The sequence below is a fragment of the Streptomyces sp. 12E genome, assembly GCF_055633275.1.
The window spans coordinates 5556611-5583252 of sequence record NZ_JBVNCJ010000001.1; the positions used below are offsets into that span (position 1 = coordinate 5556611).

General features: G+C 72.5%; 27 protein-coding genes. 17 read left to right on the forward strand and 10 right to left on the reverse strand.

The window, feature by feature from the left end:
* Positions 1-59: 59 nt before the first annotated feature.
* The 3 genes from sepH to ACZ8ZB_RS25610 form a co-directional block, all read right to left on the reverse strand.
* Positions 60-1109 carry a septation protein SepH gene (gene sepH, locus ACZ8ZB_RS25600; protein WP_470739971.1) on the reverse strand — a complete coding sequence of 350 codons (1050 nt, stop codon included), beginning with the start codon at positions 1107-1109 and terminating at the stop codon, positions 60-62.
* Between the two features lie 312 nt (positions 1110-1421).
* Positions 1422-2741 (reverse strand): D-arabinono-1,4-lactone oxidase, encoded by a 1320-nt coding sequence (locus tag ACZ8ZB_RS25605; RefSeq protein WP_470739972.1) that lies wholly within the window; start codon positions 2739-2741, stop codon positions 1422-1424.
* The gene (locus ACZ8ZB_RS25610) at positions 2701-3939 is read right to left on the reverse strand and encodes an MFS transporter (RefSeq protein ID WP_470739973.1); all 1239 of its coding nucleotides are present in this window, start codon (positions 3937-3939) and stop codon (positions 2701-2703) included. Before ACZ8ZB_RS25610 ends, ACZ8ZB_RS25605 begins: the two co-directional genes overlap by 41 nt.
* A gap of 149 nt (positions 3940-4088) precedes the next feature.
* On the opposite strand from ACZ8ZB_RS25610, the gene ACZ8ZB_RS25615 reads away from it, so the two are divergent.
* Together ACZ8ZB_RS25615 and ACZ8ZB_RS25620 are read left to right on the forward strand one after the other, a co-directional pair.
* Positions 4089-5216, forward strand: coding sequence for a ferrochelatase (locus ACZ8ZB_RS25615; RefSeq protein WP_470739974.1), 1128 nt, complete (start codon positions 4089-4091; stop codon positions 5214-5216).
* A gap of 8 nt (positions 5217-5224) precedes the next feature.
* Entirely contained in the window at positions 5225-6040 is an 816-nt protein-coding gene (locus tag ACZ8ZB_RS25620) for an inositol monophosphatase family protein (protein ID WP_470739975.1), read from the forward strand.
* Between the two features lie 154 nt (positions 6041-6194).
* Here the strand turns inward: ACZ8ZB_RS25620 and ACZ8ZB_RS25625 are convergent, their stop codons facing one another.
* Positions 6195-6368 (reverse strand): hypothetical protein, encoded by a 174-nt coding sequence (locus ACZ8ZB_RS25625; protein WP_167748545.1) that lies wholly within the window; start codon positions 6366-6368, stop codon positions 6195-6197.
* Positions 6369-6836: 468 nt separating this feature from the next.
* On the opposite strand from ACZ8ZB_RS25625, the gene ACZ8ZB_RS25630 reads away from it, so the two are divergent.
* The 4 genes from ACZ8ZB_RS25630 (at position 6837) to ACZ8ZB_RS25645 (ending at position 10388) form a co-directional block, all read left to right on the forward strand.
* Complete coding sequence (locus ACZ8ZB_RS25630; RefSeq protein ID WP_007387794.1) at positions 6837-7490, forward strand: response regulator transcription factor; 654 nt, start codon at positions 6837-6839, stop codon at positions 7488-7490.
* Between the two features lie 6 nt (positions 7491-7496).
* Positions 7497-8741 carry a sensor histidine kinase gene (locus ACZ8ZB_RS25635; RefSeq protein WP_470739976.1) on the forward strand — a complete coding sequence of 415 codons (1245 nt, stop codon included), beginning with the start codon at positions 7497-7499 and terminating at the stop codon, positions 8739-8741.
* 392 nt (positions 8742-9133) lie between these two features.
* Entirely contained in the window at positions 9134-9430 is a 297-nt protein-coding gene (locus tag ACZ8ZB_RS25640; protein ID WP_003993510.1) for a DUF4193 domain-containing protein, read from the forward strand.
* A gap of 13 nt (positions 9431-9443) precedes the next feature.
* Complete coding sequence (locus ACZ8ZB_RS25645; RefSeq protein ID WP_470739977.1) at positions 9444-10388, forward strand: hypothetical protein; 945 nt, start codon at positions 9444-9446, stop codon at positions 10386-10388.
* 221 nt (positions 10389-10609) lie between these two features.
* On the opposite strand, the gene ACZ8ZB_RS25650 is transcribed toward ACZ8ZB_RS25645, so the two are convergent.
* On the reverse strand, positions 10610-11080 hold the full coding sequence (locus ACZ8ZB_RS25650) for a DUF3093 domain-containing protein (protein ID WP_470739978.1): 471 nt from the start codon (positions 11078-11080) through the stop codon (positions 10610-10612).
* A 58-nt stretch (positions 11081-11138) separates the two neighbouring features.
* Here ACZ8ZB_RS25650 and ACZ8ZB_RS25655 point away from each other — a divergent pair, with 58 nt between their 5' ends.
* The 8 genes from ACZ8ZB_RS25655 (at position 11139) to ACZ8ZB_RS25690 (ending at position 18515) form a co-directional block, all read left to right on the forward strand.
* The gene (locus ACZ8ZB_RS25655; protein ID WP_470739979.1) at positions 11139-11723 is read left to right on the forward strand and encodes a PaaI family thioesterase; all 585 of its coding nucleotides are present in this window, start codon (positions 11139-11141) and stop codon (positions 11721-11723) included.
* On the forward strand, positions 11720-12265 hold the full coding sequence (dut, locus tag ACZ8ZB_RS25660) for a dUTP diphosphatase (RefSeq protein WP_470739980.1): 546 nt from the start codon (positions 11720-11722) through the stop codon (positions 12263-12265). The genes ACZ8ZB_RS25655 and dut overlap by 4 nt, the downstream gene beginning before the upstream one ends.
* A gap of 1 nt (position 12266) precedes the next feature.
* Positions 12267-13022, forward strand: coding sequence for a DUF3710 domain-containing protein (locus ACZ8ZB_RS25665; protein ID WP_470739981.1), 756 nt, complete (start codon positions 12267-12269; stop codon positions 13020-13022).
* A gap of 248 nt (positions 13023-13270) precedes the next feature.
* A complete protein-coding gene (locus ACZ8ZB_RS25670) occupies positions 13271-13963 on the forward strand; it encodes an ABC transporter ATP-binding protein (protein WP_470739982.1) in 693 nt (230 codons plus the stop codon).
* Between the two features lie 55 nt (positions 13964-14018).
* Positions 14019-16571 (forward strand): sensor histidine kinase, encoded by a 2553-nt coding sequence (locus ACZ8ZB_RS25675; protein ID WP_470739983.1) that lies wholly within the window; start codon positions 14019-14021, stop codon positions 16569-16571.
* Positions 16568-17248, forward strand: a complete 681-nt coding sequence (locus ACZ8ZB_RS25680) for a response regulator (protein ID WP_470739984.1) — start codon at positions 16568-16570, stop codon at positions 17246-17248. Before ACZ8ZB_RS25675 ends, ACZ8ZB_RS25680 begins: the two co-directional genes overlap by 4 nt.
* A 100-nt stretch (positions 17249-17348) precedes the next feature.
* Positions 17349-17747: an OB-fold nucleic acid binding domain-containing protein gene (locus ACZ8ZB_RS25685; protein ID WP_470739985.1), complete on the forward strand. Its 399-nt coding sequence runs from the start codon at positions 17349-17351 to the stop codon at positions 17745-17747.
* 3 nt (positions 17748-17750) lie between these two features.
* Positions 17751-18515, forward strand: a complete 765-nt coding sequence (locus tag ACZ8ZB_RS25690) for a DUF3159 domain-containing protein (RefSeq protein ID WP_470739986.1) — start codon at positions 17751-17753, stop codon at positions 18513-18515.
* 56 nt (positions 18516-18571) lie between these two features.
* Here ACZ8ZB_RS25690 and ACZ8ZB_RS25695 read toward each other — a convergent pair whose 3' ends face one another.
* The 3 genes from ACZ8ZB_RS25695 to ACZ8ZB_RS25705 all read right to left on the reverse strand — a co-directional run bounded on the left by ACZ8ZB_RS25695 (position 18572) and on the right by ACZ8ZB_RS25705 (position 20517).
* A complete protein-coding gene (locus ACZ8ZB_RS25695) occupies positions 18572-19240 on the reverse strand; it encodes a potassium channel family protein (protein ID WP_470739987.1) in 669 nt (222 codons plus the stop codon).
* Entirely contained in the window at positions 19240-19911 is a 672-nt protein-coding gene (locus ACZ8ZB_RS25700; protein WP_381228093.1) for a potassium channel family protein, read from the reverse strand. The genes ACZ8ZB_RS25695 and ACZ8ZB_RS25700 overlap by 1 nt, the downstream gene beginning before the upstream one ends.
* Before the next feature lie 468 nt (positions 19912-20379).
* Positions 20380-20517, reverse strand: a complete 138-nt coding sequence (locus tag ACZ8ZB_RS25705) for a hypothetical protein (protein WP_470739988.1) — start codon at positions 20515-20517, stop codon at positions 20380-20382.
* Positions 20518-20671: 154 nt separating this feature from the next.
* Between ACZ8ZB_RS25705 and ACZ8ZB_RS25710 the strand changes: the two genes are divergently transcribed.
* Both ACZ8ZB_RS25710 and ACZ8ZB_RS25715 read left to right on the forward strand, forming a co-directional pair.
* Positions 20672-22717 carry an APC family permease gene (locus tag ACZ8ZB_RS25710; RefSeq protein ID WP_470739989.1) on the forward strand — a complete coding sequence of 682 codons (2046 nt, stop codon included), beginning with the start codon at positions 20672-20674 and terminating at the stop codon, positions 22715-22717.
* A 67-nt stretch (positions 22718-22784) separates the two neighbouring features.
* A complete protein-coding gene (locus ACZ8ZB_RS25715) occupies positions 22785-24113 on the forward strand; it encodes a class I SAM-dependent RNA methyltransferase (protein ID WP_470739990.1) in 1329 nt (442 codons plus the stop codon).
* Between the two features lie 239 nt (positions 24114-24352).
* On the opposite strand, the gene ACZ8ZB_RS25720 is transcribed toward ACZ8ZB_RS25715, so the two are convergent.
* Both ACZ8ZB_RS25720 and ACZ8ZB_RS25725 read right to left on the reverse strand, forming a co-directional pair.
* Positions 24353-25189, reverse strand: coding sequence for a transposase domain-containing protein (locus ACZ8ZB_RS25720; protein ID WP_470739991.1), 837 nt, complete (start codon positions 25187-25189; stop codon positions 24353-24355).
* Between the two features lie 68 nt (positions 25190-25257).
* Complete coding sequence (locus tag ACZ8ZB_RS25725) at positions 25258-25704, reverse strand: Rrf2 family transcriptional regulator (RefSeq protein WP_470739992.1); 447 nt, start codon at positions 25702-25704, stop codon at positions 25258-25260.
* A 79-nt stretch (positions 25705-25783) separates the two neighbouring features.
* Between ACZ8ZB_RS25725 and ACZ8ZB_RS25730 the strand changes: the two genes are divergently transcribed.
* The gene (locus tag ACZ8ZB_RS25730) at positions 25784-26641 is read left to right on the forward strand and encodes an NAD(P)H-binding protein (protein WP_470739993.1); all 858 of its coding nucleotides are present in this window, start codon (positions 25784-25786) and stop codon (positions 26639-26641) included.
* Position 26642 lies beyond the last annotated feature (1 nt).

A 26642-nucleotide genomic window follows, 5' to 3' on the forward strand; every position in this document is an offset into this window, starting at 1 on the left:
TACGGCGAGCGCCCCTCACGTCACGTCAACCGGCCGAGGCAACGGACCGCCCGAAGGGGCTACTCCTGCTTCTTCCGGCGCGTCCCGAACACGATCTCGTCCCAGCTCGGCACCGCCGCGCGGCGGCCCGGACGGACGCCGTCCGCCTCGGCCTGACGGTCGGTCGAGCCGATGAGCCGGTCCCGGTGGCTGCTGACGGAACGCGGCATGAGGACGTCCGCGTACGCGGCCCCGGCCGAGGCCGCGGGGGCCGGCGGCTCCTCCGCCCCGGGTTCGGGGTCCGGCTCCTCGGGAGCGGTCTCGGGCGTGCGCTCCGGCACCACCAGGTCGCCCCGGAAGCTCGGCACCGCCTCCAGCAGGCTGGTGAGCGAGTCCCGTTCACCCGATGCCGTGGCCGTCAGGGACTCCTCGTCGGGCTCGGACGCCTGCGCGGGCAGGCTCGGCCGCTCGCGGTCGCCGGGACGGTCGAGCGGACGGTCCCGCGGCAGCCGGGCGATGCGCGGCACGAACGGGAAACTGGGCTCGGGCGCGGCGAGGTCGTCGGACTCGCCGATCAACGAGCGCGCCTCGTCGTCGACGGCCTGGACGAGCCGCCGGGGCGGGTCGTACGTCCAGCTCGCCGAGTGCGGCTCGCCCGCGACCCGGTAGACCAGCAGCACCTCCCAGGTGCCGTCGTCACGGCGCCAGGAGTCCCACTGGACGGTGTCCTTCTCGGCGCCGCGCAGCAGCAGCCGCTCCTGCACCGCCTCACCGAGCGGGGGGCCGGAGTTCTCGCCGGGGCGGCGGACCGGGGTCTTGCGGGCGCGCTCGGCCATGAACGCGCGCTCGGCGAGGACGGGGCCCTCGAAGCGGCGTACGCGGTCCACGGGGATGCCGGCCATCTGGGCGACCTCTTCCGCGGTCGCGCCGGCCCTTATGCGCGCCTGGATGTCGCGGGGGCGGAGGTGGCTCTCCACCTCGATCTCGATCTGGCCGAGGCGGGGACGGTCGCCGCGCACGGCGGCGCGGAGCCGTTCGTCGATCGGAAGCGTGTACTCCGTGCTGTCCGCAGCCTTCAGCACCAGCCGTGTGCCGTCATTCGAGACGGCCACGACACGCAGTTCCGGCATGGGGACCTCCCGGGTGGTGCCTGCCGACGTCACGTGCGTCGCTGCTTCCGCTAGTCGAGTGTGGCCTGCCCGGGTGCAGCCTGCCACAACCTTGCCGAGTTGCCCGGCGTGTCGGGCGCGGGCCCTGGATCGCCGTTATGGCACGGTTACTTATTCGCAACGCTAAGTGACCAACTGCCTCACCCTGTGCAACCAGTCCCCTCCCGGCGGTCCTCCGGGTCCGGACACCCTGACGGGAGACCGGTCCCAGGGCTCGCAACAGTACTCCATTTGGGCCACCTGCGTGGATTGGCACGCCGCGCAACGAATCCTCTACGACCCCAAGACCCTCCGCAAGTAGTCGTTCCGGAACCGGCGTTCCGGGTCGAGCCGGTCCCGGAGAGCCGTGAACTCCTCGAAGCGCGGGTACACCCGGGAGAGGTACTCCGCGTCCCGTGTGTGGATCTTCCCCCAGTGGGGCCGCCCCTCGTGCGCGGTGAAGATGCGCTCGGCCGCGGTGAAATACCCCTGATAGGGGGTGCCCTTGAACATGTGGACGGCGATGTAGGCGCTGTCCCGGCCGGACGCGGTGGACAGCGTGATGTCGTCGGCCGGCGCGGTGCGCACCTCCACCGGGAAGCTGACCCGCAGCGGCGAGCGGTCGACCATCGCCTTCAGCTCCCGCAGCGTCTCCACCAGGGCCTCGCGCGGGACGGCGTACTCCATCTCCACGAAGCGCACCCGGCGCGGCGAGGTGAACACCTTGTACGGGATGTCGGTGTACGTCCGGGCGGAGAGCGCCCTGCTGGAGATCCGCGCGATGGCCGGAATGCTCGCGGGCACCGCGCGGCCGACCCAGTTGACCGCCTGGAACGCCCCGTTGGAGAGGAACTCGTCCTCGAACCAGCCCTTGAGCCGCGGCACCGGCCGCTCCGGTCCCGCGCTGCGGTTGTTGCGTTTGGTGGTGGTGTTGCCGGTGTGCGGGAACCAGTAGAACTCGAAGTGCTCGTTCTCGGCGTACAGCTGGTCGAAGTCGGCGCAGACCCGGCCGAAGGGCATCGGCTCCTCGCGGGCCGTGAGGAGGAAGACCGGCTCCACGGCGAAGGTGATCGCGGCGACGACGCCGAGGGCGCCGAGTCCGATCCGGGCGGCCGCGAAGACGTCCGGGTTCTCCCGCTCGGAGCAGGTGAGCACCGAACCGTCGGCGGTGACCAGCTCCAGACCCCGGATCTGGGCGGCGATGGAGGCCGAGTCGCGGCCCGTGCCGTGGGTGCCGGTACTGGTGGCCCCGGAGACCGTCTGCTCCATGATGTCGCCCATGTTGGTCAGCGACAGGCCCTCCCGCGCGAGGGCCAGGTTCAGTCGTCTGAGCGGGGTGCCGGCCTCCACGGTGACCGTGCCGGCCGCGCGGTCGACGTGCCGTATGCCCGTCAGCAGATGAGGGTGGATCAGCAGGCCGTCGGTGGCCGCTATGGAGGTGAAGGAGTGCCCGGTGCCGACCGCCTTCACCGGCATGCCGTCCTCGGCGGCCCGGCGCACGGCGGCGGCCAGTTCGTCGACGGAGGCGGGAGCGGTCTCCCGCGCGGGACGGACGGATACATTGCCGCCCCAGTTATGCCATGTGCCGTTCCCCGTGCTCGCTGTGCTGCCCAACGGAGCCTCCCCGACCCGGAGCCGGCCGCTTGAGCCGGCGGTACCCGAGGAAACCCACCACGACCGCGACGGCCCCGGCCACCGCCGGAACCCCGTACCCGGCACGCGCCCCGGCCGCGTCGATCACCCAGCCGGCCGCGGAGGAACCGGTGGCGATCCCGACCGCGAGCCCGGTGCTCACCCAGGTCATGCCCTCGGTGAGTTGCGCGCGTGGTACGTGCTCTTCGATGAGGGACATCGTCGTGATCATCGTCGGAGCGATGGACAGACCCGCAACGAACAGCGCCACGGCCAGGAACGGCAGGTTCCCGACCAGTAGGAGTGGGATCATACTCACGGCCATGGCGCACACGCCCAGCAACCAACGGAGTTCCGGCGCCCCCGTGAAGTGCAGCAGCCCGAACACGACGCCCGCCACGCAGGAGCCCAGCGCGTACACGGCGAGCACCACGCTCGCGGCGGCCTTGTGCCCCTCCTCCTCGGCGAACGCCACGGTGACCACGTCCACAGCGCCGAAGACGGCCCCCGTCGCCACGAACGTCGCGACCAGCACCTGGAGCCCCGGGGCGCGCAGCGCCGAGCCGCCGTCCGTGTGCTCGCGCGGGTGCGGCTCGGGCTCGGTGGCGCGCTGCGCGGTCAGCCAGAAGACGCCGGCCGCCAGGAAGCAGGCCGCGAGCAGCGGTCCGGCCTCCGGGAACCAGGCCGTGGACAGCCCGATGGAGATGATCGGTCCGAAGATGAAGCACATCTCGTCCACCACGGACTCGAACGAGTACGCGGTGTGCAGCTTCGGGGTGCCCCGGTACAGGGCGGCCCAGCGGGCCCGGACCATCGAGCCGACGCTCGGCACGCAGCCGATGCCGACGCACGCGACGAACAGCACCCAGTCCGGCCACGCGTAGTGCGCGGCGAACAGCAGCACCGCCGCCGCGGTGAGCGAGACCAGCGTCGCGGGGCGCAGCACCCGCCGCTGCCCGTACCGGTCCACCAGGCGCGAGACCTGCGGGCCCGCCACGGCGGCGGCCAGCGCGATGGTCGCCGACAGCGCGCCGGCCAGCCCGTACCTGCCGGTGAGCTGGGAGACCATCGTCACGACGCCGATGCCCATCATGGACAGGGGCATCCGGCCGAGGAACCCAGCGGCGGAGAAGGCCCTGCTGCCGGGGGCGGCGAACAGGGCGCGGTAAGGGCTGGGCACGGGGGTCTCCGAAGGTCTCGGTAAGGCGCGACCGCAGTCGGTACAGCTTACGGGTTAGGTCACCCTAATGCACCCGGAAACGCCACGTCACGGCTGGTGGCACCCCCCGCCCCGTCCCGCCCGCCGACGGCGGGTGGCAGGATCGGGACATGCCTGACGTGCTCGATGCCAGCCCTTACGACGCCCTGCTCCTGCTCTCTTTCGGTGGTCCCGAAGGCCCGGACGACGTGGTCCCGTTCCTGGAGAACGTGACGCGCGGGCGCGGCATCCCCAAGGAACGCCTCAAGGAGGTCGGGCAACACTACTTCCTCCACGGCGGGGTCAGCCCCATCAACGACCAGAACCGCGCCCTGCTGGACGCGCTGCGGAAGGACTTCGCCGACCACGGCCTGGACCTGCCGGTCTACTGGGGCAACCGCAACTGGGCGCCCTACCTCACCGACACCCTGCGCGAGATGGTCCGGGACGGCCGCCGCCGCATCCTCACCCTGGCCACCAGCGCCTACGCCTCGTACTCCGGCTGCCGCCAGTACCGGGAGAACCTCGCCGACGCCCTCGCGACCCTGGAGCGGGAGGGGCTGGAGCTGCCGAAGATCGACAAGCTGCGGCACTACTTCAACCACCCCGGCTTCGTCGAGCCCATGATCGACGGGGTCGTGCGGTCGCTCGCCGACCTCCCCGAGGACGTCCGGGACGGCGCGCACATCGCCTTCTGCACCCACTCGATCCCCACCTCCGCCGCCGACACCTCCGGCCCGGTGGAGGAGCACGGCGACGGCGGCGCGTACGTCCGGCAGCACCTGGACGTGGCCCGGCTGATCGCCGGCGCCGTCCGCGAGCGCACCGGCGTCGACCGCCCCTGGCAGCTCGTCTACCAGTCCCGCTCCGGCGCCCCGCACATCCCCTGGCTGGAGCCCGACATCTGCGACCACCTCGAGGAGCGGCACGCGGCCGGGGTCCCGGCCGTGGTCATGGTTCCCATCGGTTTCGTCTCCGACCACATGGAGGTCGTCTACGACCTCGACACCGAGGCCACCGCCAAGGCGGGGGAGCTGGGCCTGCCGGTGCGCCGCTCGGCGACCGTCGGCGCCGACCCGCGGTTCGCCGCCGCGATCCGCGAGCTGATCGTGGAACGCGCCGGCGCCGAGCGCGGGCAGGCCGTCACGCCGTGCGCCCTGGGCGCGCTCGGCGCGAGCCACGACCTCTGCCCGGTGGGCTGCTGTCCGGCCCGCGCCCCGCGCCCCGCCGCCGCGGGCGCCGACAGCCCCTACGCGTGAGGAGCGCCGTGACCGACCCCCTGCACCTGGAACTGTTGGAGCTCGCCCGGGAGGCGGCCCGCCGCGCGGGCGAGCTGCTGCGGGACGGCCGCCCGGCCGACCTCGCGGTCGCCGCGACCAAGTCCAGCCCGATCGACGTCGTCACCGAGATGGACATCGCGGCCGAGAAGCTGATCACCACGCTGATCGCCGAGCGCCGTCCGGAGGACGGCTTCCTCGGCGAGGAGGGCGCCTCCACCGAGGGCAGCAGCGGCGTCCGCTGGGTGATCGACCCGCTCGACGGCACGGTCAACTACCTGTACGGCCTGCCCACCTGGGCCGTCTCCATCGCCGCCGAGCAGGACGGCGAGACCGTGGCCGGGGCGGTCGCGGCCCCCATGCGCGGTGAGGCGTACCACGCGGTGCGCGGCGGCGGCGCCTGGGCCACCGGCGCCTGGACGGGCGAGCGGCGGCTGACCTGCCGCCCCTCGCCGCCCCTGGACCAGGCCCTGGTGTCGACCGGGTTCAACTACGTCACCGAGGTCCGCACCCACCAGGCCGACGTGGCGCGGCGGCTGATCCCCCTGCTGAGGGACATCCGGCGCGGCGGCTCGGCCGCGATCGACCTGTGCGACCTCGCCGCGGGGCGCCTCGACGGCTACTACGAGCGCGGGCTGCACCCCTGGGACCTGGCGGCCGGTGACCTGATCGCCCGCGAGGCGGGCGCCCTGACCGGCGGCCGCCCCGGAGGCCGCCCGTCCTGGGACCTCACGGTCGCGGCCACCCCGGGCGTCTTCGAGCCGCTCCAGCAGTTCTTGGAGGACCTGGGGGCCTGGCACGACTGACGGGCCGCCGGTGGCGGGGGCACGAGCGCGCGGAGGCCCGAAGGGTCGAGCACGGCCGTGCCCCCGCCACCGGCTGGGGCGTCCCGAAGGCGAACGAGCAAAAAGCGCGGGCCCCGGCGCTGGATTCGCCGGGGCCCGCGCCGTCGCGATCCGGTCAGACGCTGTACGCGCCGACCTCCACGCCGTGCTCGGCGGCGAGGCGGCGCAGATCGTCGAGCTCGCCCTGCTCCACGTCGACGAGGAAGTCGTCGCCGTCGTCGCGGGCCCGCGAGAGATCGGACTCGGTCGCCTTTATGCGCTGCAGAAGTCCTGCGGTGAATGCGTCCATGCTGCGCCCCCTCGTCCTGGGTCGGTGGGTCGGTGGCACGGGGGTGTGCCGTTCGGAAGGGACGATCACGTCCGGAGCGGATGCCCAGCGCCGCCCGGCCGGGCGGCGACGGTGCCGGGCATCCACGTCCGCTCTGCGGAAGCGGACTGATGCGTACCGCATGGTGGCGCGGTACGTGCAGAGCGTGATCGCGGGATGTAAGACCCGTCCTCCCCAAGCTCTCTTCCGGGGAAACCTCGCCGCGCGAGAAATTCTCGTATTTCCGTCCCGTTCGCCCGGACGTTCCCCGGCCCCGCGCCCGCCCGTCCCCGTCCCCGCCCGTCCCCGCCCGTCCCCGCCCCCGTCTTACAGCCGACTTACGGCCGAAAAGGGCAGGATGGAGGTCAACACACCCACCCGTACCCCTGCCCGAGTGCGCCCTGAGGCGCTGTCCGAACCGCGGGCGGGACATGAGGAAGGACAAGCGACGTGCGCGTACTCGTCGTCGAGGACGAGCAGCTGCTCGCCGATGCGGTGGCCACCGGGCTGCGCCGGGAGGCCATGGCCGTCGACGTCGTGTACGACGGTGCGGCCGCCCTGGAGCGCATCGGCGTCAACGACTACGACGTGGTCGTCCTCGACCGCGACCTCCCGCTCGTGCACGGCGACGACGTCTGCCGCAGGATCGTCGAACTCGGCATGCCCACGCGCGTGCTGATGCTCACGGCCTCCGGCGACGTCAGCGACCGTGTCGAGGGCCTGGAGATCGGCGCCGACGACTATCTGCCCAAGCCCTTCGCGTTCAGCGAGCTCATCGCGCGCGTGCGCGCCCTCGGGCGGCGTACGAGCGTGCCGCTGCCGCCCGTCCTGGAGCGCGCCGGGATCAAGCTCGACCCCAACCGCCGCGAGGTCTTCCGCGACGGCAAGGAGGTGCAGCTCGCCCCGAAGGAGTTCGCCGTCCTGGAGGTGCTCATGCGCAGCGAGGGCGCGGTCGTCTCCGCGGAGCAGCTGCTGGAGAAGGCCTGGGACGAGAACACGGACCCGTTCACCAACGTGGTGCGGGTGACCGTGATGACCCTGCGCCGCAAGCTGGGGGAGCCGCCGGTCATCGTGACCGTGCCCGGCTCCGGATACCGGATCTGATGACCGATGGCCGCCACACCCGCGCCCCCCACGGCGCCCCCCAAGCCCACCTGGGACCCCCGCTCGGCCACCCCGCTGCCGTGGCTGCGTCCCACCATCCGCATACGGCTCACCCTGCTGTACGGCGGCATGTTCCTGATCGCCGGCATCCTGCTGCTGTCGATCATCTACCTGCTCGCCGCCCAGGCCCTGCGCACCGGCAGCCAGCCCCTGTTCAAGATCGTCGACTTCGACGGTCTGAGGGTCTCCAGCAACGACTGTCCGGGCATCGCCAACGGCAACCTGGAGCTGTCCGAGTTCAACGCCCGGATCAGCGAGTGCATCGACCACCAGCGCCAGGTCGCCCTGGACAACCTGCTCAGCCGCTCCCTGCTGGCCCTGCTGGGCCTCGCCGTCATCGCCTTCGCCTTCGGCTACGCCATGGCCGGCCGGGTCCTGTCGCCGCTGGGCCGGATCACCCGCACCGCCCGCGCGGTGGCCGGTTCCGACCTGTCCCGCCGGATCGAGCTGGACGGCCCGGACGACGAGCTGAAGGAACTGGCCGACACCTTCGACGACATGCTGGAGCGGCTCCAGCGGGCGTTCACCGCCCAGCAGCGCTTCGTGGGCAACGCCTCGCACGAGCTGCGCACCCCGCTGGCGATCAACCGCACCCTGCTGGAGGTGCACCTCTCCGATCCCGGCGCGCCGGTGGAGCTGCAGCAGCTGGGCAAGACGCTGCTGTCCACCAACGAGCGCAGCGAACAGCTGGTGGAGGGCCTGCTGCTGCTCGCCCGCAGCGACAACCAGATCGTCGAGCGGGGGCCCGTGGACCTCGCCGAGGTCGCCTCCCAGGCGATCGACCAGGTGCACGGCGAGGCGGAGGCCAAGGGCGTGGAGATCCGCGGCGCGCGCCGGCCCGCGGTCGTCCAGGGCAACGGTGTGCTGCTGGAGCGGATCGCGCTGAACCTGCTGCAGAACGCCGTGCGGTACAACGTGCCCGAGGAGGGCTGGGTCGAGGTCACCACCGAGGTGCAGCACGGCCAGGCGGTCCTGGTGGTGTCGAACACGGGCCCGGTGGTACCCGCGTACGAGATCGACAACCTCTTCGAGCCGTTCCGGCGGCTGCGCACCGAGCGCACGGGCAGCGACAAGGGCGTCGGACTCGGTCTGTCCATCGTGCGCTCGGTCGCCCGGGCGCACGGCGGGCACATCTACGCACAGCCGCGCGAGGGAGGCGGCCTCGTGATGCGCGTCACCCTGCCGATCTGAGATGATGCCGCCGACACGATGGGGTGTTCGCTTTGAGCGGAATTTCCGGGGCGCCTCTCCGGTAACCCCGTGTGTGATCGATCACAAGCGCGATTCCCGAACCGTCCACTCTCCGTGATCATGTATCCCCGGGAAAGTCGGGAAAGTCCCGGTTTTCAGGGGGCCTGATCACGGGAAGTACACGGTGAGGCGCCTTTGATGCGCGGCATTCGGACCGTGTACGGTCCCCCTCGCCATCCCAGCCGATCACTCGTGAGGAGTCCGGTTGGGTGTCGATTGAGTAACAGACCTTGATGTGAGGCAAAATCTCCGCCTCAGGTCGGGCACAAGTCCGGCCTCTCACGCGTTACGTGCGCTGGAGACACCGCATACACCCAGAGGGGGAGAGTGACATGGCAACCGACTACGACACTCCACGCAAGACCGACGACGACGTCGACTCGGACAGCCTCGAAGAGCTGAAGGCCCGGCGGAACGACAAGTCGGCCTCGGCCGTGGACGTCGACGAGTTCGAGGCCGCCGAGGGCCTGGAACTGCCCGGAGCGGACCTCTCGAACGAGGAGCTGGCCGTCCGGGTCCTGCCGAAGCAGCAGGACGAGTTCACCTGCATGAGCTGCTTCCTGGTCCACCACCGCAGCCAGCTGGCCCGCGAGAAGAACGGCCAGCCGATCTGCCGCGACTGCGACTGAGGCGGGGTCGGCCGTGACTGGCTCGACCCCTCCGAGGAAGCGCCGCTTCTTCGCGAGAGGAGCGGACCCGGGGCCCCAGGAGGGCCCACAGCACGACACGCGTGACCAAGAGCGGGGCCCAACCGGTACCGGGGCGGCCTCGCTCGAAGCGGCAGCCGGCCGGGGTGACCTCCCGGCATCCCTGGAGGTCACCGCGCCCGCGGCGCGCCGGCGGGCCGCCGTGGTCCGTGAGAAGGCCCTGGAAGGCGCCCGCAAGGGCGGCGCCCGCGCCCGCGCGGGACTGGCGCACCTCGCGGACCGGATCATCGAGATCGCCCCGCGGGTGCCCGTGCGCGACCTCGGGACGCTGCGCCGGCAGTTCCCCGGTCTCGGCCCCGAGGAACTCGCGGACAAGCTCGTGACGGGCGCCGCGAAGGCCACGGCGACGGTCGGGGCCGGAGTCGGCGCGGCGGCCATGATGCCCGTACCGCCCGCGATGCCGACGGAACTGGCCGCCGAGATCACCGGCGTCGCCGCGATCGAGCTGAAGCTGATCGCCGAACTCCACGAGGTCTACGGCGTACGGCCGGCCGGCACCCTCACCCAGCGCAGCACCGTGTACCTCGACTCCTGGTCGCAGGAGCGCGGGATCGAGGCGACCAGACCCTCGACCGTGAGCGCGGCGCTGAACAGCCGCATGAAGCGCGAACTGCGCCAGCGGATCATGAAGCGCACGGTCCGCAACCTGCCGAACCTGATGCCGTTCCTGGTGGGAGCCGCCGTGGGCGCCGCCATGAACCGCAGGGACACCAGAAAGCTCGCCGCCCGCATCCGGGACGACCTGCGAAGAGTCCAGGTGCCCTGGGACGCGCTGCCGGCCCTCCCCGCCCTGGAGCGCCCCGAGGACGCCCTCCCCGAGGACGCTCTCAAGGAGCTCGGCGGCCATCCGGCGAAGGACGACGGGCACCGGGCCCCCTGAGCCCTGCGGGCGACACCCCGCCCGCGTGTTCCCCCTGCCGCCGTCAGGGCCTGTCCGGCGGATCACGCGCGAAGGCGCGGGGCCCGGCACGCGCATCCGCGGCGCCGCTGCCGGCCGCCGGCTCCCCACGCCCGACCGCGCGCGCCGACGCCCTTCCCCGCCGTGCGGCCGCACGCACCGGGCCGCACCCGCCCGCGCCCCGAAGCGCCGCGGGGCCGGCCTCAGGCGGCGTCCGCCGCGTCCTTCGCCGCCCGCAGCGCCCGCGCCAGCCGCTCCGGCTCGCGCGTCGACAGGAAGACGTAGGGAGTGGGGTCCGCCGGGTCGGTGACGTCCACGCGCAGCGCGCCGGGAATGTACGCCCGCAGCAGCATGAAGCAGCGCGGGTCGGCCTTGTGGGTGCGCCAGGCCCGGGCCTCGTCGGCGTCCAGGACCTCCGCCTCGCCCAGCGCCGACACCGGGATCCTCGCCTCGCCCGCGAGCAGGTGGCCGCCCACGACCCGGATGCGCGCCGAGCCGTACGAACTGGCCACGACGGCCGCCGCGGCGGTGCCGCCGGCCAGGCCGCCGAGCATCGGCAGCGTGCCGAACGGCAGCAGGATCAGCGCCATCGAGACCCCCGCCAGGAGGGAGATCAGCCACCAGGAGCGGGGGGCGGTGAGGCGTTCTTCGTACGGGGTGGCGGAGAGCTGCATGAATCCAAGCTTGGCACGGTGTCGGGCCGGGACCCACGCGCGGGTAAGGTCTGCGGCTGTGAGTGGTAATTCCGCAGCTCTTCAGCCCCCGGACGACGCCGTGGCCCCCGTGCGCCATCCGGACGCCCCCGCACCCGGCGAGCTCCTGGGCGCGCACTACGGCCAGTGCTTCGGCTGTGGCGGCGAACAGCCCCACGGACTGCACCTGGAGGCCCGCGCCGGCGAAGGTGTGTCGGTCACCGCCGAGTTCACCGTGCAGCCCGCTCACCAGGGAGCCCCGGGACTCGCGCACGGCGGGGTGCTCGCCACCGCCCTGGACGAGACGCTCGGCTCGCTCAACTGGCTGCTGCGCACGATCGCGGTGACCGGCAGGCTGGAGACCGACTTCGTCCGGCCCGTGCCGGTCGGCACCGTGCTGCACCTGGAGGCCGAGGTGACGGCGGTGGCCGGGCGGAAGATCTACTGCACCGCCACCGGACGCATCGGCGGCCCCGAGGGGCCGGTCGCGGTCCGCGCCGACGCCCTGTTCATCGAGGTCAAGGTCGACCACTTCGTCGACCACGGCCGCGAGGAGGAGATCCGGGCCGCCATGGAGGACCCCGACCAGGTCCGCCGCGCCCGCGCCTTCGAGGTGAACCCGTGAGCGTGCTCGAGGTGCTGATCCGGCGCGTCGACCCCGACGTACCGCTTCCGGCGTACGAGCACCCCGGGGACGCGGGAGCCGACCTGCGGACCACCGAGGCCCGCGAACTGGCTCCCGGCGAGCGGGCCGTACTGCCCACGGGGGTGTCTGTGGCGCTGCCCGATGGGTACGCGGCCTTCGTGCACCCGCGATCCGGTCTCGCCGCCCGCTGCGGCGTCGCCCTGGTGAATGCCCCGGGGACGGTTGATGCCGGGTACCGTGGGGAGATCAAGGTGATCGTGGTGAATCTCGACCCGCGCGAGACCGTGCGGTTCGAGCGCTTCGACCGGATTGCCCAACTGGTCGTCCAGCAGGTCGAGAGGGTCCGCTTCGTGTCGGTCGCGGAGCTTCCCCCCTCGGCCCGGGCCGAGGGGGGCTTCGGGTCCACCGGCGGCCACGCCGCGGTGGAAGGTAAGAGCGGCGCAAGCGTTCAGGCCGCCGTGGGCGGTACAGCGGGTGGGAATCGATACGCTTCGGTCGTATCCGACCGGGAAGGACAGTGACGTGTTCGGACGTCGCAAGAAGAAGGATGCCGCCGACGGTGCGGCCGGCGAGGCCGAGCAGGTCGTCGACGGTGTCGACGCTGAGGCGGGCGAGGAGGCCGAGCGGCTGAGGCTCGAGCCGGCGCCGCGGCCCGACGGGCCCTGGGACAGCAGCGAGGTCAGCGAGCCCGGCGAGGGCCGGGTCGATCTGGGCGGCCTGTTCGTGCCCGGTGTCGACGGCATGGAGCTCCGGGTGGAGGTCGCGGGCGACGCGATCGTCGCGGCCACCGTCGTGCTGCGGGACAGCGCCATCCAGCTTCAGGCCTTCGCCGCGCCCAAGCGGGAGGGCATCTGGGGCGAGGTGCGCGAGGAGATCGCGGCCGGCATCACCCAGCAGGGCGGCATCATCGACGAGGTCGAGGGCCCGCTGGGCTGGGAGCTGCGGGCCCAGGTGCCGGTGCAGCTGCCCGACGGCACCGGCGGCTTCCAGGTCGTGCGGTTCGTCGGCGTGGACGGCCCCCGCTGGTTCCTGCGCGGGGTGATCTCGGGCCAGGGCGCGGTGCAGCCGCAGGCCGCCGGGCTCCTCGAGCAGATCTTCCGGGACACGGTCGTGGTGCGCGGCGAGGGCCCGATGGCTCCGCGCGACCCGATCGTCCTGAAGCTGCCGAACGACGCGCAGATGGTCCCCGAGAACGTGCAGCAGGAGGAGGGCGGCTCCCGCTTCGCCGGCGGCATGGGCCAGCTCCAGCGCGGACCGGAGATCACCGAGGTGCGCTAGCCGGTTTTCCGGCGGTTCGAAGGGTCGCGTCCCGGGCGGGGTGCGGCCCTTTCCCGTGTGCGCGGACCGACGCCGACGGGTGCCTCCCCCGCTCCCGGCTCCGCCCGGGCGGGGGACGGGGACCCCGCCCCCCGGGTGGCGGCGGCCGCGCGCACGTCCGTGTGCCGGAGGCGGCCCGGTCCGGGGCGTTGATCGACCGGGTGCCGGGCGGGGATACTGGCGTCCGGTCCACGGGAGAGGGCAGCCGCATGCGTCAGGTGGCCAACGGGACGATGGTGCGCGTCGAGGACGTGCACAAGTCCTTCGGCACGGGAGCCGCCGCCGTGCACGCGCTGCGCGGCGTCTCCTTCGAGGTCCCGCGCGGCGAACTGGTCGCCCTCAAGGGCCGCTCCGGATCCGGCAAGACCACGCTCCTGAACATCGTCGGCGGCCTCGACACCCCCGACCGGGGGCGGGTCCACGTCGACGGCGGCGACCTCGCCGACCTCGACGAGAACGGGCTGCTCGCCCTGCGCCGGGACCGCATCGGCTTCGTCTTCCAGTCCTTCGGCCTCATCCCCGTCCTCACCGCCGCCGAGAACGTCGGCGTCCCGCTGCGGCTGCGCCGCGCCGACCCGCGCGAGCGCGAGGAGCGCGTCGAGCTGCTGCTGTCCCTCGTCGGCCTCGCCGGCCACGCCGCCCAGCGGCCCGGCGAACTCTCCGGCGGCCAGCAGCAGCGGGTCGCCATCGCCCGCGCCCTCGCCAACGACCCCTCCCTCCTCATCGCCGACGAGCCGACCGGCCAGCTGGACGCGGAGACCGGGCACGCCGTGATGGAGCTGCTGCGCGCGGTCGTCCGCAGCGAGCGCGTCACCGCGCTCGTCGCCACCCACGACACCACCCTCCTCGGCCTCGCCGACCGCGTCCTGGAGCTGAGCGACGGCGGGGTCGTCGAGCACTGACCCCCCGCCGGGGCCCCGCGCCCGGCCGGGTGTCACGGGGGAAGACAATGAGGTCATGGGACGCGGCAACCTTCGGATCCACCTCGGTGCGGCACCGGGCGTCGGCAAGACGTACGCGATGCTCTCCGAGGCCCACCGCCGTGCCGCGCGCGGCACCGACTGCGTGGTGGCCTTCGCCGAGCCGCACGGCAGGCCCCGCACCGAGGAGCTGCTGCGGGGCCTGGAGCGGATCCCGCACCGGGAGGTCGAACACCGCGGGGCCGTCCTGACGGAGATGGACCTCGACGCCGTCCTCGCCCGCCGCCCCCGGGTGGCCCTCGTCGACGAACTCGCCCACACCAACGCCCCCGGCTCGCGCAACGCCAAGCGCTGGCAGGACGTGGAGGAGCTGCTCGCGGCCGGGATCGACGTCCTGTCCACGGTCAACATCCAGCACCTGGAGTCGCTGGGCGACGTCGTGGAGTCGATCACCGGCGTACGGGAGCGGGAGACCGTACCGGACGAGGTGGTGCGGCGGGCGGACCAGATCGAGCTGGTCGACATGACGCCCGAGGCGCTGCGCCGCCGCATGGCGCACGGCAACATCTACCAGCCGGACAAGGTCGACGCCGCCCTGTCCAACTACTTCCGCCCCGGCAACCTCACCGCGCTCAGGGAGCTGGCGCTGCTGTGGGTGGCCGACCGGGTCGACGCCCACCTCCAGCGCTACCGCAGCGAGCACGAGGTCTCGGCGATATGGGGCTCCCGCGAGCGGATCGTCGTCGGCCTGACCGGCGGTCCGGAGGGCCGCACCCTGCTCCGGCGGGCCGCGCGACTGGCGGAGAAGGGCGCCGGCGGCGAGCTGCTCGCCGTCTACATCTCCCGCAGCGGCGGGCTCACCGCGGCCTCGCCCCGGGAGCTGGTCGAGCAGCGCACCCTGGTGGAGGACCTCGGCGGCACCTTCCACCACGTCGTCGGCGACGACATACCCGCCGCCCTGCTCGCCTTCGCGCGCGGGGCCAACGCCACCCAGCTCGTGCTCGGCTCCTCGCGCCGCCCGGCCTGGCAGTACGTCTTCGGGCCCGGCGTCGGCGCGACCGTCGCCCGGGACTCGGGGCCCGACCTGGACGTGCACATCGTCACCCACGAGGAGGTCGCCAAGGGCCGCGGACTGCCCGGAGCCCGGGGCGCGCGGCTCGGGCGCTCCCGGCTGGCCTGGGGCTGGGCGGTCGGCGTGGCGGGACCGGCGGCGGTGGCGGTGCTGCTCAGCGCCGTGGACCTGGGACTCGCCAACGACATGCTGCTGTTCCTGGCCCTGACGGTGGCGGCGGCCCTGCTCGGCGGGCTCTGGCCGGCGCTGGCCTCCGCGGCGGTCGGCTCGCTGCTGCTGAACTACTTCTACACCCCGCCCCTGCACCGCTGGACCGTCTCCGACCCGAAGAACATCATCGCCATCATGATCTTCGTCGCGGTGGGCGCGGCGGTGGCGTCCGTGGTCGACCTCGCGGCCCGGCGCACCCACCAGGCGGCCCGGCTGCGTGCCGAGTCGGAGATCCTGTCCTTCCTCGCCGGCAACGTGCTGCGCGGGGAGACCGGTCTGGAGGAGCTGCTGGAGCGGGTCAGGGAGACCTTCGGCATGGAGTCCGCCGCCCTCCTCGAACGCGCGGGCGACGTCGAGCCGTGGACCTGCGCCGGCCGGGTGGGGCGCGGACGCCCGGTCGAACGGCCCGAGGACGCGGACGTGGAGGTGCCGGTCGGCGACCACATGGCGCTGGCGCTGACCGGCCGGGTGCCGCCCGCCGAGGACCGCAGGGTGCTCGCCGCCTTCGCCGCGCAGGCCGCCGTCGTCCTGGACCGCCGCCGGCTGCGCGAGCAGGCCGACCGGGCCCTCGCCCTCGCCGAGGGCAACCGCATCCGCACCGCCCTGCTGGCCGCCGTCAGCCACGACCTGCGCACCCCGTTGGCCGGGATCAAGGCCGCCGTCTCCTCGCTGCGCTCGGGGGACGTCGAGTGGTCCCCCGAGGACCGGGCCGAGCTGCTGAAGGGCATCGAGGACGGCGCCGACCGCCTGGACCACCTGGTGGGCAACCTGCTCGACATGTCCCGGCTGCACACCGGCACGGTCACCCCCCTGATCCGGGGGATCGACCTGGACGAGGTGGTGCCGAGGGCGCTCGGCGGGGTGCCCAAGGACAGCGTCACCCTGGACGTCCCGGAGGCCCTGCCCATGGTCGCCGCGGACCCGGGGCTGCTGGAGCGGGCGATGGCCAACGTGATCGAGAACGCCGTGAAGTACAGTCCCCCCGGGCTGTCCGTCCTGGTCGCCGCCAGCGCCCTCGCCGACCGGGTCGAGGTGCGGGTGGTGGACCGCGGTCCCGGCGTCCCCGACGAGGCCAAGGACCACATCTTCGAACCCTTCCAGCGGCACGGTGACGCACCGCGCGGGGCCGGCGTCGGTCTCGGACTGGCGGTCGCCCGGGGCTTCGCCGAGGCCATGGGCGGCACCCTGAACGCCGAGGACACCCCCGGCGGCGGCCTCACGATGACGCTCACCCTGCGCGCCGCCGCAGCGCACCCGGAGGACCCGCAGGCGGCAGCGGCCGCAGAACCCGAAAGGCAGCCCTCATGACCCGTGTCCTGGTGGTCGACGACGACCCGGCCATCGTGCGCGCCCTCGTGATCAACCTCAGGGCGCGCTCGTACGAGGTCGACTCCGCCCACGACGGCGCCGCCGCCCTCCGTACGGCCGTCGCCCGCCATCCCGACGTCGTCGTCCTCGACCTCGGCCTGCCCGACACGGACGGCGTCGAGGTGATCAGGGGGCTGCGCGGCTGGACCCGGGTGCCGATCCTGGTGCTGTCCGCCCGGCACGCCTCCGACGAGAAGGTCCAGGCGCTGGACGCGGGGGCCGACGACTACGTCACCAAGCCCTTCGGCATGGACGAACTGCTGGCCCGGCTGCGGGCCGCCGTGCGCCGAGCGGAGCCCGCCGGCGACGGGGGCGACCTGGTGGTGGAGACCGCCGCCTTCACCGTCGACCTGGCCGCGAAGAAGGTCAACCGCGGCGGCAAGGACGTACGGCTGACCCCCACCGAGTGGCACCTGCTGGAGGCGCTGGTGCGGGCCGGCGGCCGGCTGGTGGCGCAGAAGCAGCTGCTGCGGGAGGTGTGGGGGCCGTCGTACGGCACGGAGACGAACTACCTGCGCGTGTACATGGCGCAGCTGCGGCGGAAGCTGGAGGCGGATCCGTCACATCCGAGGCACCTGATCACCGAGCCGGGCATGGGCTACCGCTTCGAGAGGTGAAGGTCCGCGGCGCGGCCGCGGCGGTGGCCGGGCCGTGCCCCGTTCGGACCGGGGCGGCAGGGGGTACGTAACCGTCAGTGCCCCCCGGTACGCTTCAGGCATGAGTGCTGTTCCTCGACCCGAGAAGCCGGCAGGCCGGTTCCGGCGCATGCTCGACCGGCTCTCCTCGTCTCAGGAGGACCTGGAGTCCGAGGAGCTGCGGGAGGACGCCGAGACGGTCGGCTGTACGCGGATAGGCGACTGCCGCGACCGGCAGATCGTCACGGTTACTGGTACCTTGCGCACGGTCACGCTGCGGCCGCGCGCGGGAGTTCCGGCCCTGGAGGCCGAGCTGTTCGACGGCTCCGCCGCACTCGACGTGGTGTGGCTCGGCAGGCGCTCCATCGTGGGGATAGAACCGGGGCGCAGGCTGATCGCATCGGGCCGGATCTCGATGAGCCGGGGCCGCCGGGTGCTGTTCAATCCGAAATACGAACTGAGACCCCTCGGACGGGAGTAGCCGGTGACGTCACTCGACAAGCCGACGACCGAAGACACATCCGCGGACGACGCCCGGGCGGTGACCGAAGCCGCCCTCTTCGAGGCGTTCGGCGGGGTGCGGGGCATGGTCGAGACGGTGCTCCCCGGGCTCCTCTTCGTCAGCATCTACACGGTCAACAAGGACCTGCACATGTCGGCGATCGCGGCGCTCGCCGTGGCGCTGGTGATGGTCGTGGTCCGCCTGGCGCGGAAGGACACCGTCAAGCACGCCTTCAGCGGCGTCTTCGGCGTCGCCTTCGGCGTGGTCTTCGCGATGATGACCGGCAACGCCAAGGACTTCTACCTGCCGGGCATGCTGTACACCCTGGGCCTGGCCCTGGCGTACATCGTCACGGCGATGGCGGGCGTCCCGCTGATCGGTCTGATGCTGGGCCCCGTCTTCAGGGAGAACCTCTCCTGGCGCACCCGCAACCCCGGCCGGAAGAAGGCGTACACCAAGGCCAGCTGGGCCTGGGGACTGATCCTGCTCGGCAAGAGCGCGATCCTGTTCCCGCTGTACTGGTGGGCGGACACGACCCAGCTGGGCTGGGTGCTGATCGCGCTGAAGATCCCGCCGTTCCTGCTCGCGGTGTACCTGACCTGGGTGTTCCTGGCGAAGGCGCCGCCGCCGATCGACGTCTTCGCCGAGATGGAGGCGGAGGAGCGCGCGGAGGAGGAGCGCAAGGCCGCCGCCGTGCGGGAGAGCGACGGGACGACGACGGCCGGCCGTCACCGCCGCGACGCGTAGCCCGTACATCCGCATGAGAGCGGGGGCGCCCGGAGGCTCCGGGCGCCCCCGCTTCTTCACGACTCCTTGCGTACGGAGAGCAGGTCCTCCAGTTGTTCCTCACGTGCCTGGGCGGCCACGAAGAGGAGCTCGTCGCCGGCCTCCAGGGAGTCCTCCCGGGTCGGCGCCAGGACGCGCGTGCCGCGGATGATGGTGACCAGCGAGGTGTCCTGCGGCCACTGGACGTCCCCGACCTGCGTGCCGGCCAGCGCCGACTCCTCCGGCAGGGTCAGCTCGACCAGGTTGGCGTCCCCGTGGCTGAAGCGCAGCAGCCGGACCAGGTCGCCGACGCTCACCGCCTCCTCCACCAGGGCCGACATCAGACGCGGGGTGGAGACGGCGACGTCCACGCCCCAGGACTCGTTGAACAGCCACTCGTTCTTCGGGTTGTTGACCCGGGCGACGACGCGCGGGACGCCGTACTCGGTCTTGGCGAGCAGCGAGACGACCAGGTTGACCTTGTCGTCGCCGGTCGCGGCGATGACGACGTTGCAGCGCTGGAGCGCCGCCTCGTCCAGGGAGGTGATCTCGCAGGCGTCGGCGAGCAGCCACTCCGCCTGCGGCACGCGCTCGACCGAGATGGCGGTCGGCGCCTTGTCGATCAGCAGCACCTCGTGGCCGTTCTCCAGCAGCTCGCCCGCGATCGAGCGGCCGACGGCGCCGGCTCCGGCAATGGCGACCCTCATCAGTGACCGCCCTCCTGTTCGGGACCCTTGGCGAACGCCGCCTCGACGCGGTCGATCTCATCGGTGCGCATCATCACATGCACCAGGTCCCCCTCCTGCAGCACCGTCTGCGAGCTGGGCAGGATCGCCTCGCCGAGCCGGGTCAGGAAGGCCACCCGCACGCCGGTCTCGTCCTGCAGCCTGCTGATCCTGTGACCCACCCAGGCCGTGGAGGTGTGCACCTCGGCGAGCTGGACCCCGCCGGTGGGGTCGCGCCACAGCGGCTCGGCGCCCGAGGGGAGCAGCCGGCGCAGCATCTGGTCGGCCGTCCAGCGCACGGTCGCCACGGTGGGGATGCCCAGGCGCTGGTAGACCTCCGCACGACGGGGGTCGTAGATGCGGGCGGCGACGTGCTCGATGCCGAACATCTCCCGGGCCACCCGCGCGGCGATGATGTTGGAGTTGTCGCCGCTGGAGACGGCGGCGAAGGCGCCCGCCTCCTCGATGCCCGCCTCGCGCAGGGTGTCCTGGTCGAAACCGACGCCGGTGACCCGGCGGCCGCCGAACGAGGAGCCCAGCCGGCGGAAGGCGGTGGGGTCCTGGTCGATCACGGCGACCGTGTGTCCCTGTTCCTCCAGGGCCTGGGCCAGGTCGGAACCCACCCTCCCGCAGCCCATGATGACAATATGCATCGCGTCACACCGCGCTTCCTGCAGGCCGTTCGGCCTTCATGACCTTCGTGCTCATGTCTCTCTTTCGGCTCGCCAGGCAAACATCGCGGTCCGCGTGCGGGCCGCCGGGCAACATCATGCCGGGGGACCGCGGTCCCGACGCCCTCCGGGGCCCGGCCGCCGCGTTCGCCTGCCGGGTCCAACGTATCCGCACCGCCCGGGCGCGGCCGGGGCCCGGGGCGGGGAGGGAACCGGTCGCGACCGCCGGGACCGGCGTCCTCGTCCTGGGCGGTGCGGGCGCGGACACGGCCGCCCACGCGTCCGAGCCGCCCGTGCCGCTCGCCGACAGCCGCACGACCCGGCCGACCCACGTCCCCGCGGCCGGGCCCCGGCACCGCTCGTCGACTCCGGCGGGGCCGGCGACGCGGGCGGCCGCCGTCGGACCGGGCGCCCTGCGCGCCGGAGCCGCCGGGCGCGCGCCCGGGGGAGTCAGCGGCGCGTGATGCTGCGCACGCTCGCCGCGGCGAGGACGCCGGGACCGACGAGGGAGGCCACGGCGCCGATCAGTTGTGCGGTGGTGTGCAGGGGACCTCCACGGGGCGTGGCGATGACGGCCGGGGCAGTCATCCAGGCACGGAACGTCCGCGACCTGCGGAATCCGCGCCCCGCCCTCCGCCGATTTCACCCGGAGGACGGGGCCGTATGGATGCCGTATGGATGCCGTATGGATGTGGGGTGGTGGTTGGGCGGCCCCTGGCCGGAAGGCCTACGATCCACTGCTGTGTCCAAATTGACCGACGTGCCCAAACGGATTCTGATCGGGCGCGCACTGCGCAGTGACCGGCTGGGCGAAACGCTCCTGCCGAAGCGCGTCGCACTCCCCGTCTTCGCCTCCGACCCGCTCTCCTCCGTGGCGTACGCCCCCGGCGAGGTGCTGCTGGTCCTGTCGATCGCGGGCCTGTCGGCGTACCACTTCAGCCCCTGGATCGCCGTCGCGGTCGTCGTGCTGATGTTCACCGTGGTCGCCTCCTACCGGCAGAACGTCCGCGAGTACCCGAGCGGCGGCGGCGACTACGAGGTGGCCACCACCAACCTCGGCCCCAGGTCCGGACTGACCGTCGCCAGCGCCCTGCTCGTCGACTACGTCCTCACCGTCGCCGTGTCGATCTCCGCCGGCATCGAGAACCTGGGCTCGGCGGTCCCGTTCGTCGTCGAGCACAAGGTGGCCTGCGCGATCGGCGTGATCGTGCTGCTGACGCTGATGAACCTGCGCGGGGTCAGGGAGTCGGGCACGCTCTTCGCGATCCCCACGTACGTCTTCGTCGCCGGCGTCTTCCTCATGATCGCGTGGGGGAGCTTCCGCGCGGTCGTGCTCGGCGACGAGATGCGGGCGCCGACCGCGGACTTCGAGATCAAACCCGAACACCCCGGCCTCGCCGGCTTCGCCCTGGTCTTCCTGCTGCTGCGCGCCTTCTCCTCCGGCTGCGCCGCGCTCACCGGCGTCGAGGCGATCTCCAACGGCGTGCCCGCCTTCCGCCGCCCCAAGTCGCGCAACGCCGCGACCACGCTCGCCATGATGGGCCTGCTCGCCGTCACCATGTTCTGCGGCATCATCGCGCTGGCCTCCGCCACCGACGTCCGCATGGCCGAGAACCCCGCCAAGGACCTGATCCACGACGGCGCACCGCTCGGCCCCGACTACGTCCAGGACCCGGTGATCTCCCAGGTCGCCGAAGCCGTCTTCGGCCACGGCAGCCTCCTGTTCATGATCCTCGCCGCCGCCACCGCGCTGGTGCTGTTCCTCGCCGCGAACACCGCCTACAACGGCTTCCCGCTGCTCGGCTCGATCCTCGCCCAGGACCGCTACCTCCCCCGCCAGCTGCACACCCGCGGCGACCGCCTCGCCTTCTCCAACGGCATCCTGCTGCTCGCGGGCGCCGCCGCCCTGCTGGTGTGCGTCTACGGCGCCGACTCCACGCGGCTGATCCAGCTCTACATCGTCGGCGTGTTCGTGTCCTTCACCCTCAGCCAGACCGGCATGGTGCGGCACTGGAACCGGCTGCTGGCCACCGAGAGGGACCGGGCCGAGCGCCGCCGCATGATCCGCTCCCGGGCCATCAACACCTTCGGCGCCTTCTTCACCGGCCTGGTCCTGGTCGTCGTCCTCGTCACCAAGTTCACCCACGGCGCCTGGGTCGCGCTGCTCGGCATGTGCATCTTCTACGCGACGATGACGGCGATCCGTAAGCACTACGACCGTGTCGCCGAGGAGATCGCCGCCCCCGAGGCCCCCGGCGACGACATGGTGCGGCCCTCCCGCGTCCACTCGGTGGTCCTGATCTCCAAGATCCACCGCCCCGCGCTGCGCGCGCTCGCCTACGCCAGGCTGATGCGCTCCGACACCCTGGAGGCGCTCAGCGTCAACGTGGACCCGGACGAGACCAGGGCGCTGCGCGAGGAATGGGAGCGGCGCGGCATCGACGTCCCCCTCAAGGTGCTCGACTCGCCGTACCGGGAGGTCACCCGCCCGGTGATCGAGTACGTCAAGGGTCTGCGCAGGGAGTCCCCGCGCGACGTGGTCTCCGTGATCATCCCCGAGTACGTGGTCGGTCACTGGTACGAGCACCTGCTGCACAACCAGAGCGCGCTGCGGCTCAAGGGCCGGCTGCTGTTCACGCCGGGTGTGATGGTGACCTCGGTGCCGTACCAGCTCCAGTCCTCCGAGGCCGCCGGGAAGCGCGCCCGCAGGCGACAGGAGTGGGCCGCCCCCGGCTCGGTGCGCCGCGGGCCGAAGGAGCGGACGAAGGGCCCCTCCTCGCACACGTAGACTGGTGGGCTGTCGTCCCGGGCCTCGAGGGGCCCGCCCGCTCTCGATGTTGTGGAGTAACCCCGCCATGCAGGCAGAACCGAGGAAATCACTGGTGGGGGAGGAGTACGAGGTCGAGGTCGGCCCCGTCGCCCACGGCGGCCACTGCATCGCCCGTACCTCCGAGGGCCAGGTCCTCTTCGTCCGGCACGCCCTGCCCGGCGAACGCGTCGTCGCGCAGGTCACGGAGGGCGAGGAGGGGGCCCGCTTCCTCCGCGCGGACGCGGTGCGGGTGCTGGACGCCTCCAAGGACCGGATCGACGCCCCCTGCCCCTTCGCCGGCCCCGGCCGCTGCGGCGGCTGCGACTGGCAGCACGCCAAGCCGGGCGCCCAGCGCCGTCTGAAGGGCGAGGTCGTCGCCGAGCAGCTTTGGCGCCTGGCCGGACTGACCCCCGAGGAAGCCGGCTGGGACGGCACCGTGATGCCCGCCGAGGGCGACAAGGTCCCCGCCGGCCAGGTCCCGGCGTGGCGCACGCGCGTGCAGTACGCCGTCACCGCCGACGGCCGCGCGGGACTGCGCCGGCACCGCTCGCACGAGGTCGAGCCGATCGACCACTGCATGATCGCCGCGGAGGGCGTCAGCGAGCTGGGCATCGAGAAGCGGGACTGGACGGGCATGGACTCCGTCGAGGCGATCGCCGCGACCGGCTCCCAGGACCGCCAGGTGGTCCTGACCCCCAAGCCCGGCGCCCGCCTCCCCCTGGTCGAGCTCGACCGCCCCGTCTCGGTCATGCGCGTCGACGAGCGCTCCGGGCAGCTCCACCGCGTCCACGGCCGCCCCTTCGTCCGTGAACGCGCGGACGGCCGCACCCACCGCGTCGCGGGCGGCGGCTTCTGGCAGGTCCACCCGAAGGCCGCCGACACCCTCGTCACCGCCGTCATGCAGGGCCTGCTGCCGCGCAAGGGCGACATGGCCCTCGACCTGTACTGCGGCGTCGGCCTGTTCGCCGGCGCCCTGGCCGACCGGGTCGGCGAGGCGGGCGCGGTCCTCGGCATCGAGTCCGGCAAGCGCGCGGTGGAGGACGCCCGCCACAACCTCGCGGACTTCCCCCGCGTCCGCATCGAACAGGGCAAGGTCGAGTCGGTCCTGCCCCGCACCGGCATCACCGAGGTCGACCTCGTCGTCCTCGACCCGCCCAGGGCGGGCGCCGGCCGCAAGACGGTGGAGCACCTGTCGTCCCTGGGCGCGCGCCGCATCGCGTACGTCGCCTGCGACCCGGCCGCGCTCGCCCGCGACCTGGCGTACTTCGGGGACGGGGGGTACCGGGTGCGGACGCTGCGGGTGTTCGACCTGTTCCCGATGACGCATCACGTGGAGTGTGTGGCGATTCTAGAGCCTGCCGAAAAGGGACGTTGACCTGCGGTTTTCGTGGGTTTCTCAGGCGTGGACGGTGCTGCTCGACCTGTTTTGAGAAGTACAAGGCGTGGAGCGTTACGTAGGTGAACGCCATGCGCCTCACCTGCGGTTTCGCGTTATGGGCCGCGGGTGGGAGGTGCTTCGCCACTGTTTCACAGGGGCGGTTGGGAAACGTCTTGACGCTCGTCCGACGCTGGTTCTGGCGGAGCGTCTGACGTTTGCTCGGCCAACTGTCGAGCTCAAGGCGAAAGCCCTGCACCGCGAAGACGCCAGCGAGCGTCCATCAGGTCAGTCAGCAGGCGAATCACCTTTCCGTCGTCGGCCTGGTACTCGATGACACGCACCAGCATCCCGCCGTGGTGGTTCCCCTTCTGGCCGGCCAGGTTCATCCTGGCCAGGTAGGTGCCGTCCGCCAGGTGCTCGACCGGGCGCCGGGCCACGCTTGAGCGAGCCCGCAGCAGTAGACGAGCCCCGGCCTGCGTGTATGCCTTCCGAAGCCCCACGCAGGGAAAGCCGCGATCCATGATGACGAGCATCCCCGCCGGGCTGCCGGCCATCGAGACCGCCAACTCCCGTTCCCCGCCGCTGAATGCGCCCACCCGCACGTCCACCGACGCGTGCGTCGCGGCCTCCGTCAAGGTCACCACCCGCACCTGCCGGAACCCGGCCGGGTTACCCCGCATGCCCAGGAGCCCACCCAACTCGGCCCGGTTGGTCGGTGTGCCCGGCGCATCCAGCACGAACCCGTCCACCGCCGCGACTCGCATTCCGCGGTAGAACGCACCCGCAAGCACCAGCGGTGCCACCGGCCCCGCCACCTTCCGGAACGACGACTCCAGCGCCGTCTCACCCAGCCGCTGTCGGGCCCGGGTGAAGGACGACTTGTTCGGAACCGCCTCGTTCATATCCGACCAGGCACTCACCGCATTCTCCGCGACATCGTCGTAGGAGTCCTGAGGGAACAGCGCCAACGCCAGCACGTAATAGATCATGAACCGGGAGGGCAGCGCCCCCGGACGCCGGTCCCGCCGACCGCACTCCACCAGCGCCTGGTCCACCGACTCCGGCGGCCCCACTCGGTCAACACGCCCAGCTGTCCGTCCGGCGAGCCGTGAAGCCGAGGAAGTCGAACCTCCTGTCGAGGCTACTCGCCCTGCGGCGACGGCTTCGGCGTGGGCAGCCCTCTCAGTACGTCGCGGACGGTGAAGTGCCCGAGCTCGGTCGTCATCGCATCGGCGACCGTTCGGTCGAGCGTGTCCAGACTCTCCTGCACGGTGCGGCCCACCGCACAGGTCGGGGCGGGCTCGTGCCGGCCGAGTACCTGGTCGGTTCCCTGGAGCAGCGACCAGACGCGGTCGAGCCGGATGTCCGCGGCGTCCACCGTGAGCTGCCAGCCCCCGTGGACGCCGGACCGTGACCGCACCAACCCCGCGTTTCGCAGCGGGCCGAGCACGCGGCGCACGTGGACGGCGTTGACGTTGGTGCTCTCGGAGAGCTCCTCCGAGCTCACGGTGCGGCCCTTTGTGACACCGGCCAGATAGGTCAGCACATGAACGGCGACGGCGAACTGGGTGTTGGTGGAGCGGGCCATGCGGCCATCTTGCCATTCCGTAGCCGTCATGGCTACAGTTCAAATCGTAACTGTGATGACTACAGATTGGTGCGGAACAATGATCGGCATCACTGGTGCTTCCGGCCCTCTCGGGCGTGCCACCGCCGAACTGGTGCTGCGGGCCGTCGATCCGCGTGAGGTCGTCCTCACCACGCGTACGCCGGAGGCTCTCGCCGACCTCGCCACCCGCGGCGCGCGGGTGCGGCAGGCCGACTTCGGTGACCCGCGCACCGCGGCGGCCGCGTTCGCCGGTGTCGAACGGCTCCTGCTCATCTCCACGGACGCGGTGGGTTCCCGGCTCGACCAGCATCGGGCGGCCGTCGAGGCGGCGGCCGGGGCGGGGGTCTCGCACATCGCGTACACCTCCGTTCCCGAGCCGGTGCCCGCCAACCCCGCCGTGGTGGTCGCCGACCACGCCGGCACGGAACAGGCGCTGCGGGAGAGCGGGCTGCGCTGGACCGTGCTGCGCAACAACCTGTACGCGCACCTGCAGATCCCCGTCATCGAACAGGCCATCACCACGGGCCGGCTGGTGACCAACAGCGGTGACGGCGCAGCGGCGTACGTCGCGCGGGAGGACTGCGCGGCGGCGGCCGCGGCGGTCCTCACCCGGGACGGGTACGAGAACCGGGCCCTGGACGTCACCGGCCCGGCGGCGGTCACCGCCCGCGACCTGGCGGACCTCGCGCGCGAGATCGGCGGGCGCGAGGTCGAACTCGTCGGCGTCGACGACCACGCGTTCGCCACCGGACTCGAGGAAGCCGGCCTGCCGGGTCCGGTGTCGGAACTGTTCACCTCGTTCGGCGCGTCGACGCGCGGCGGGTTCCTCGCCCACGTCAGCGGCGCGGTGGCCGAGCTGACCGGTCGCGAGCCGAGGTCCTTCGCGGACGTGGTGCGCGCGGCCCGGAAGTCCTGAC

Coding starts and splice junctions, on each gene's coding strand:
- sepH (WP_470739971.1), bottom strand. CDS start 1,109: ATGCCGGAACTGCGTGTCGTGGCCGTCTCGAATGACGGCACACGGCTG.
- ACZ8ZB_RS25615 (WP_470739974.1), top strand. CDS start 4,089: ATGCCTGACGTGCTCGATGCCAGCCCTTACGACGCCCTGCTCCTGCTC.
- ACZ8ZB_RS25625 (WP_167748545.1), bottom strand. CDS start 6,368: ATGGACGCATTCACCGCAGGACTTCTGCAGCGCATAAAGGCGACCGAG.
- ACZ8ZB_RS25635 (WP_470739976.1), top strand. CDS start 7,497: ATGGCCGCCACACCCGCGCCCCCCACGGCGCCCCCCAAGCCCACCTGG.
- ACZ8ZB_RS25640 (WP_003993510.1), top strand. CDS start 9,134: ATGGCAACCGACTACGACACTCCACGCAAGACCGACGACGACGTCGAC.
- ACZ8ZB_RS25650 (WP_470739978.1), bottom strand. CDS start 11,080: ATGCAGCTCTCCGCCACCCCGTACGAAGAACGCCTCACCGCCCCCCGC.
- ACZ8ZB_RS25670 (WP_470739982.1), top strand. CDS start 13,271: ATGCGTCAGGTGGCCAACGGGACGATGGTGCGCGTCGAGGACGTGCAC.
- ACZ8ZB_RS25675 (WP_470739983.1), top strand. CDS start 14,019: ATGGGACGCGGCAACCTTCGGATCCACCTCGGTGCGGCACCGGGCGTC.
- ACZ8ZB_RS25680 (WP_470739984.1), top strand. CDS start 16,568: ATGACCCGTGTCCTGGTGGTCGACGACGACCCGGCCATCGTGCGCGCC.
- ACZ8ZB_RS25685 (WP_470739985.1), top strand. CDS start 17,349: ATGAGTGCTGTTCCTCGACCCGAGAAGCCGGCAGGCCGGTTCCGGCGC.
- ACZ8ZB_RS25695 (WP_470739987.1), bottom strand. CDS start 19,240: ATGAGGGTCGCCATTGCCGGAGCCGGCGCCGTCGGCCGCTCGATCGCG.
- ACZ8ZB_RS25700 (WP_381228093.1), bottom strand. CDS start 19,911: ATGCATATTGTCATCATGGGCTGCGGGAGGGTGGGTTCCGACCTGGCC.
- ACZ8ZB_RS25705 (WP_470739988.1), bottom strand. CDS start 20,517: ATGACTGCCCCGGCCGTCATCGCCACGCCCCGTGGAGGTCCCCTGCAC.
- ACZ8ZB_RS25715 (WP_470739990.1), top strand. CDS start 22,785: ATGCAGGCAGAACCGAGGAAATCACTGGTGGGGGAGGAGTACGAGGTC.
- ACZ8ZB_RS25725 (WP_470739992.1), bottom strand. CDS start 25,704: ATGGCCCGCTCCACCAACACCCAGTTCGCCGTCGCCGTTCATGTGCTG.
- ACZ8ZB_RS25730 (WP_470739993.1), top strand. CDS start 25,784: ATGATCGGCATCACTGGTGCTTCCGGCCCTCTCGGGCGTGCCACCGCC.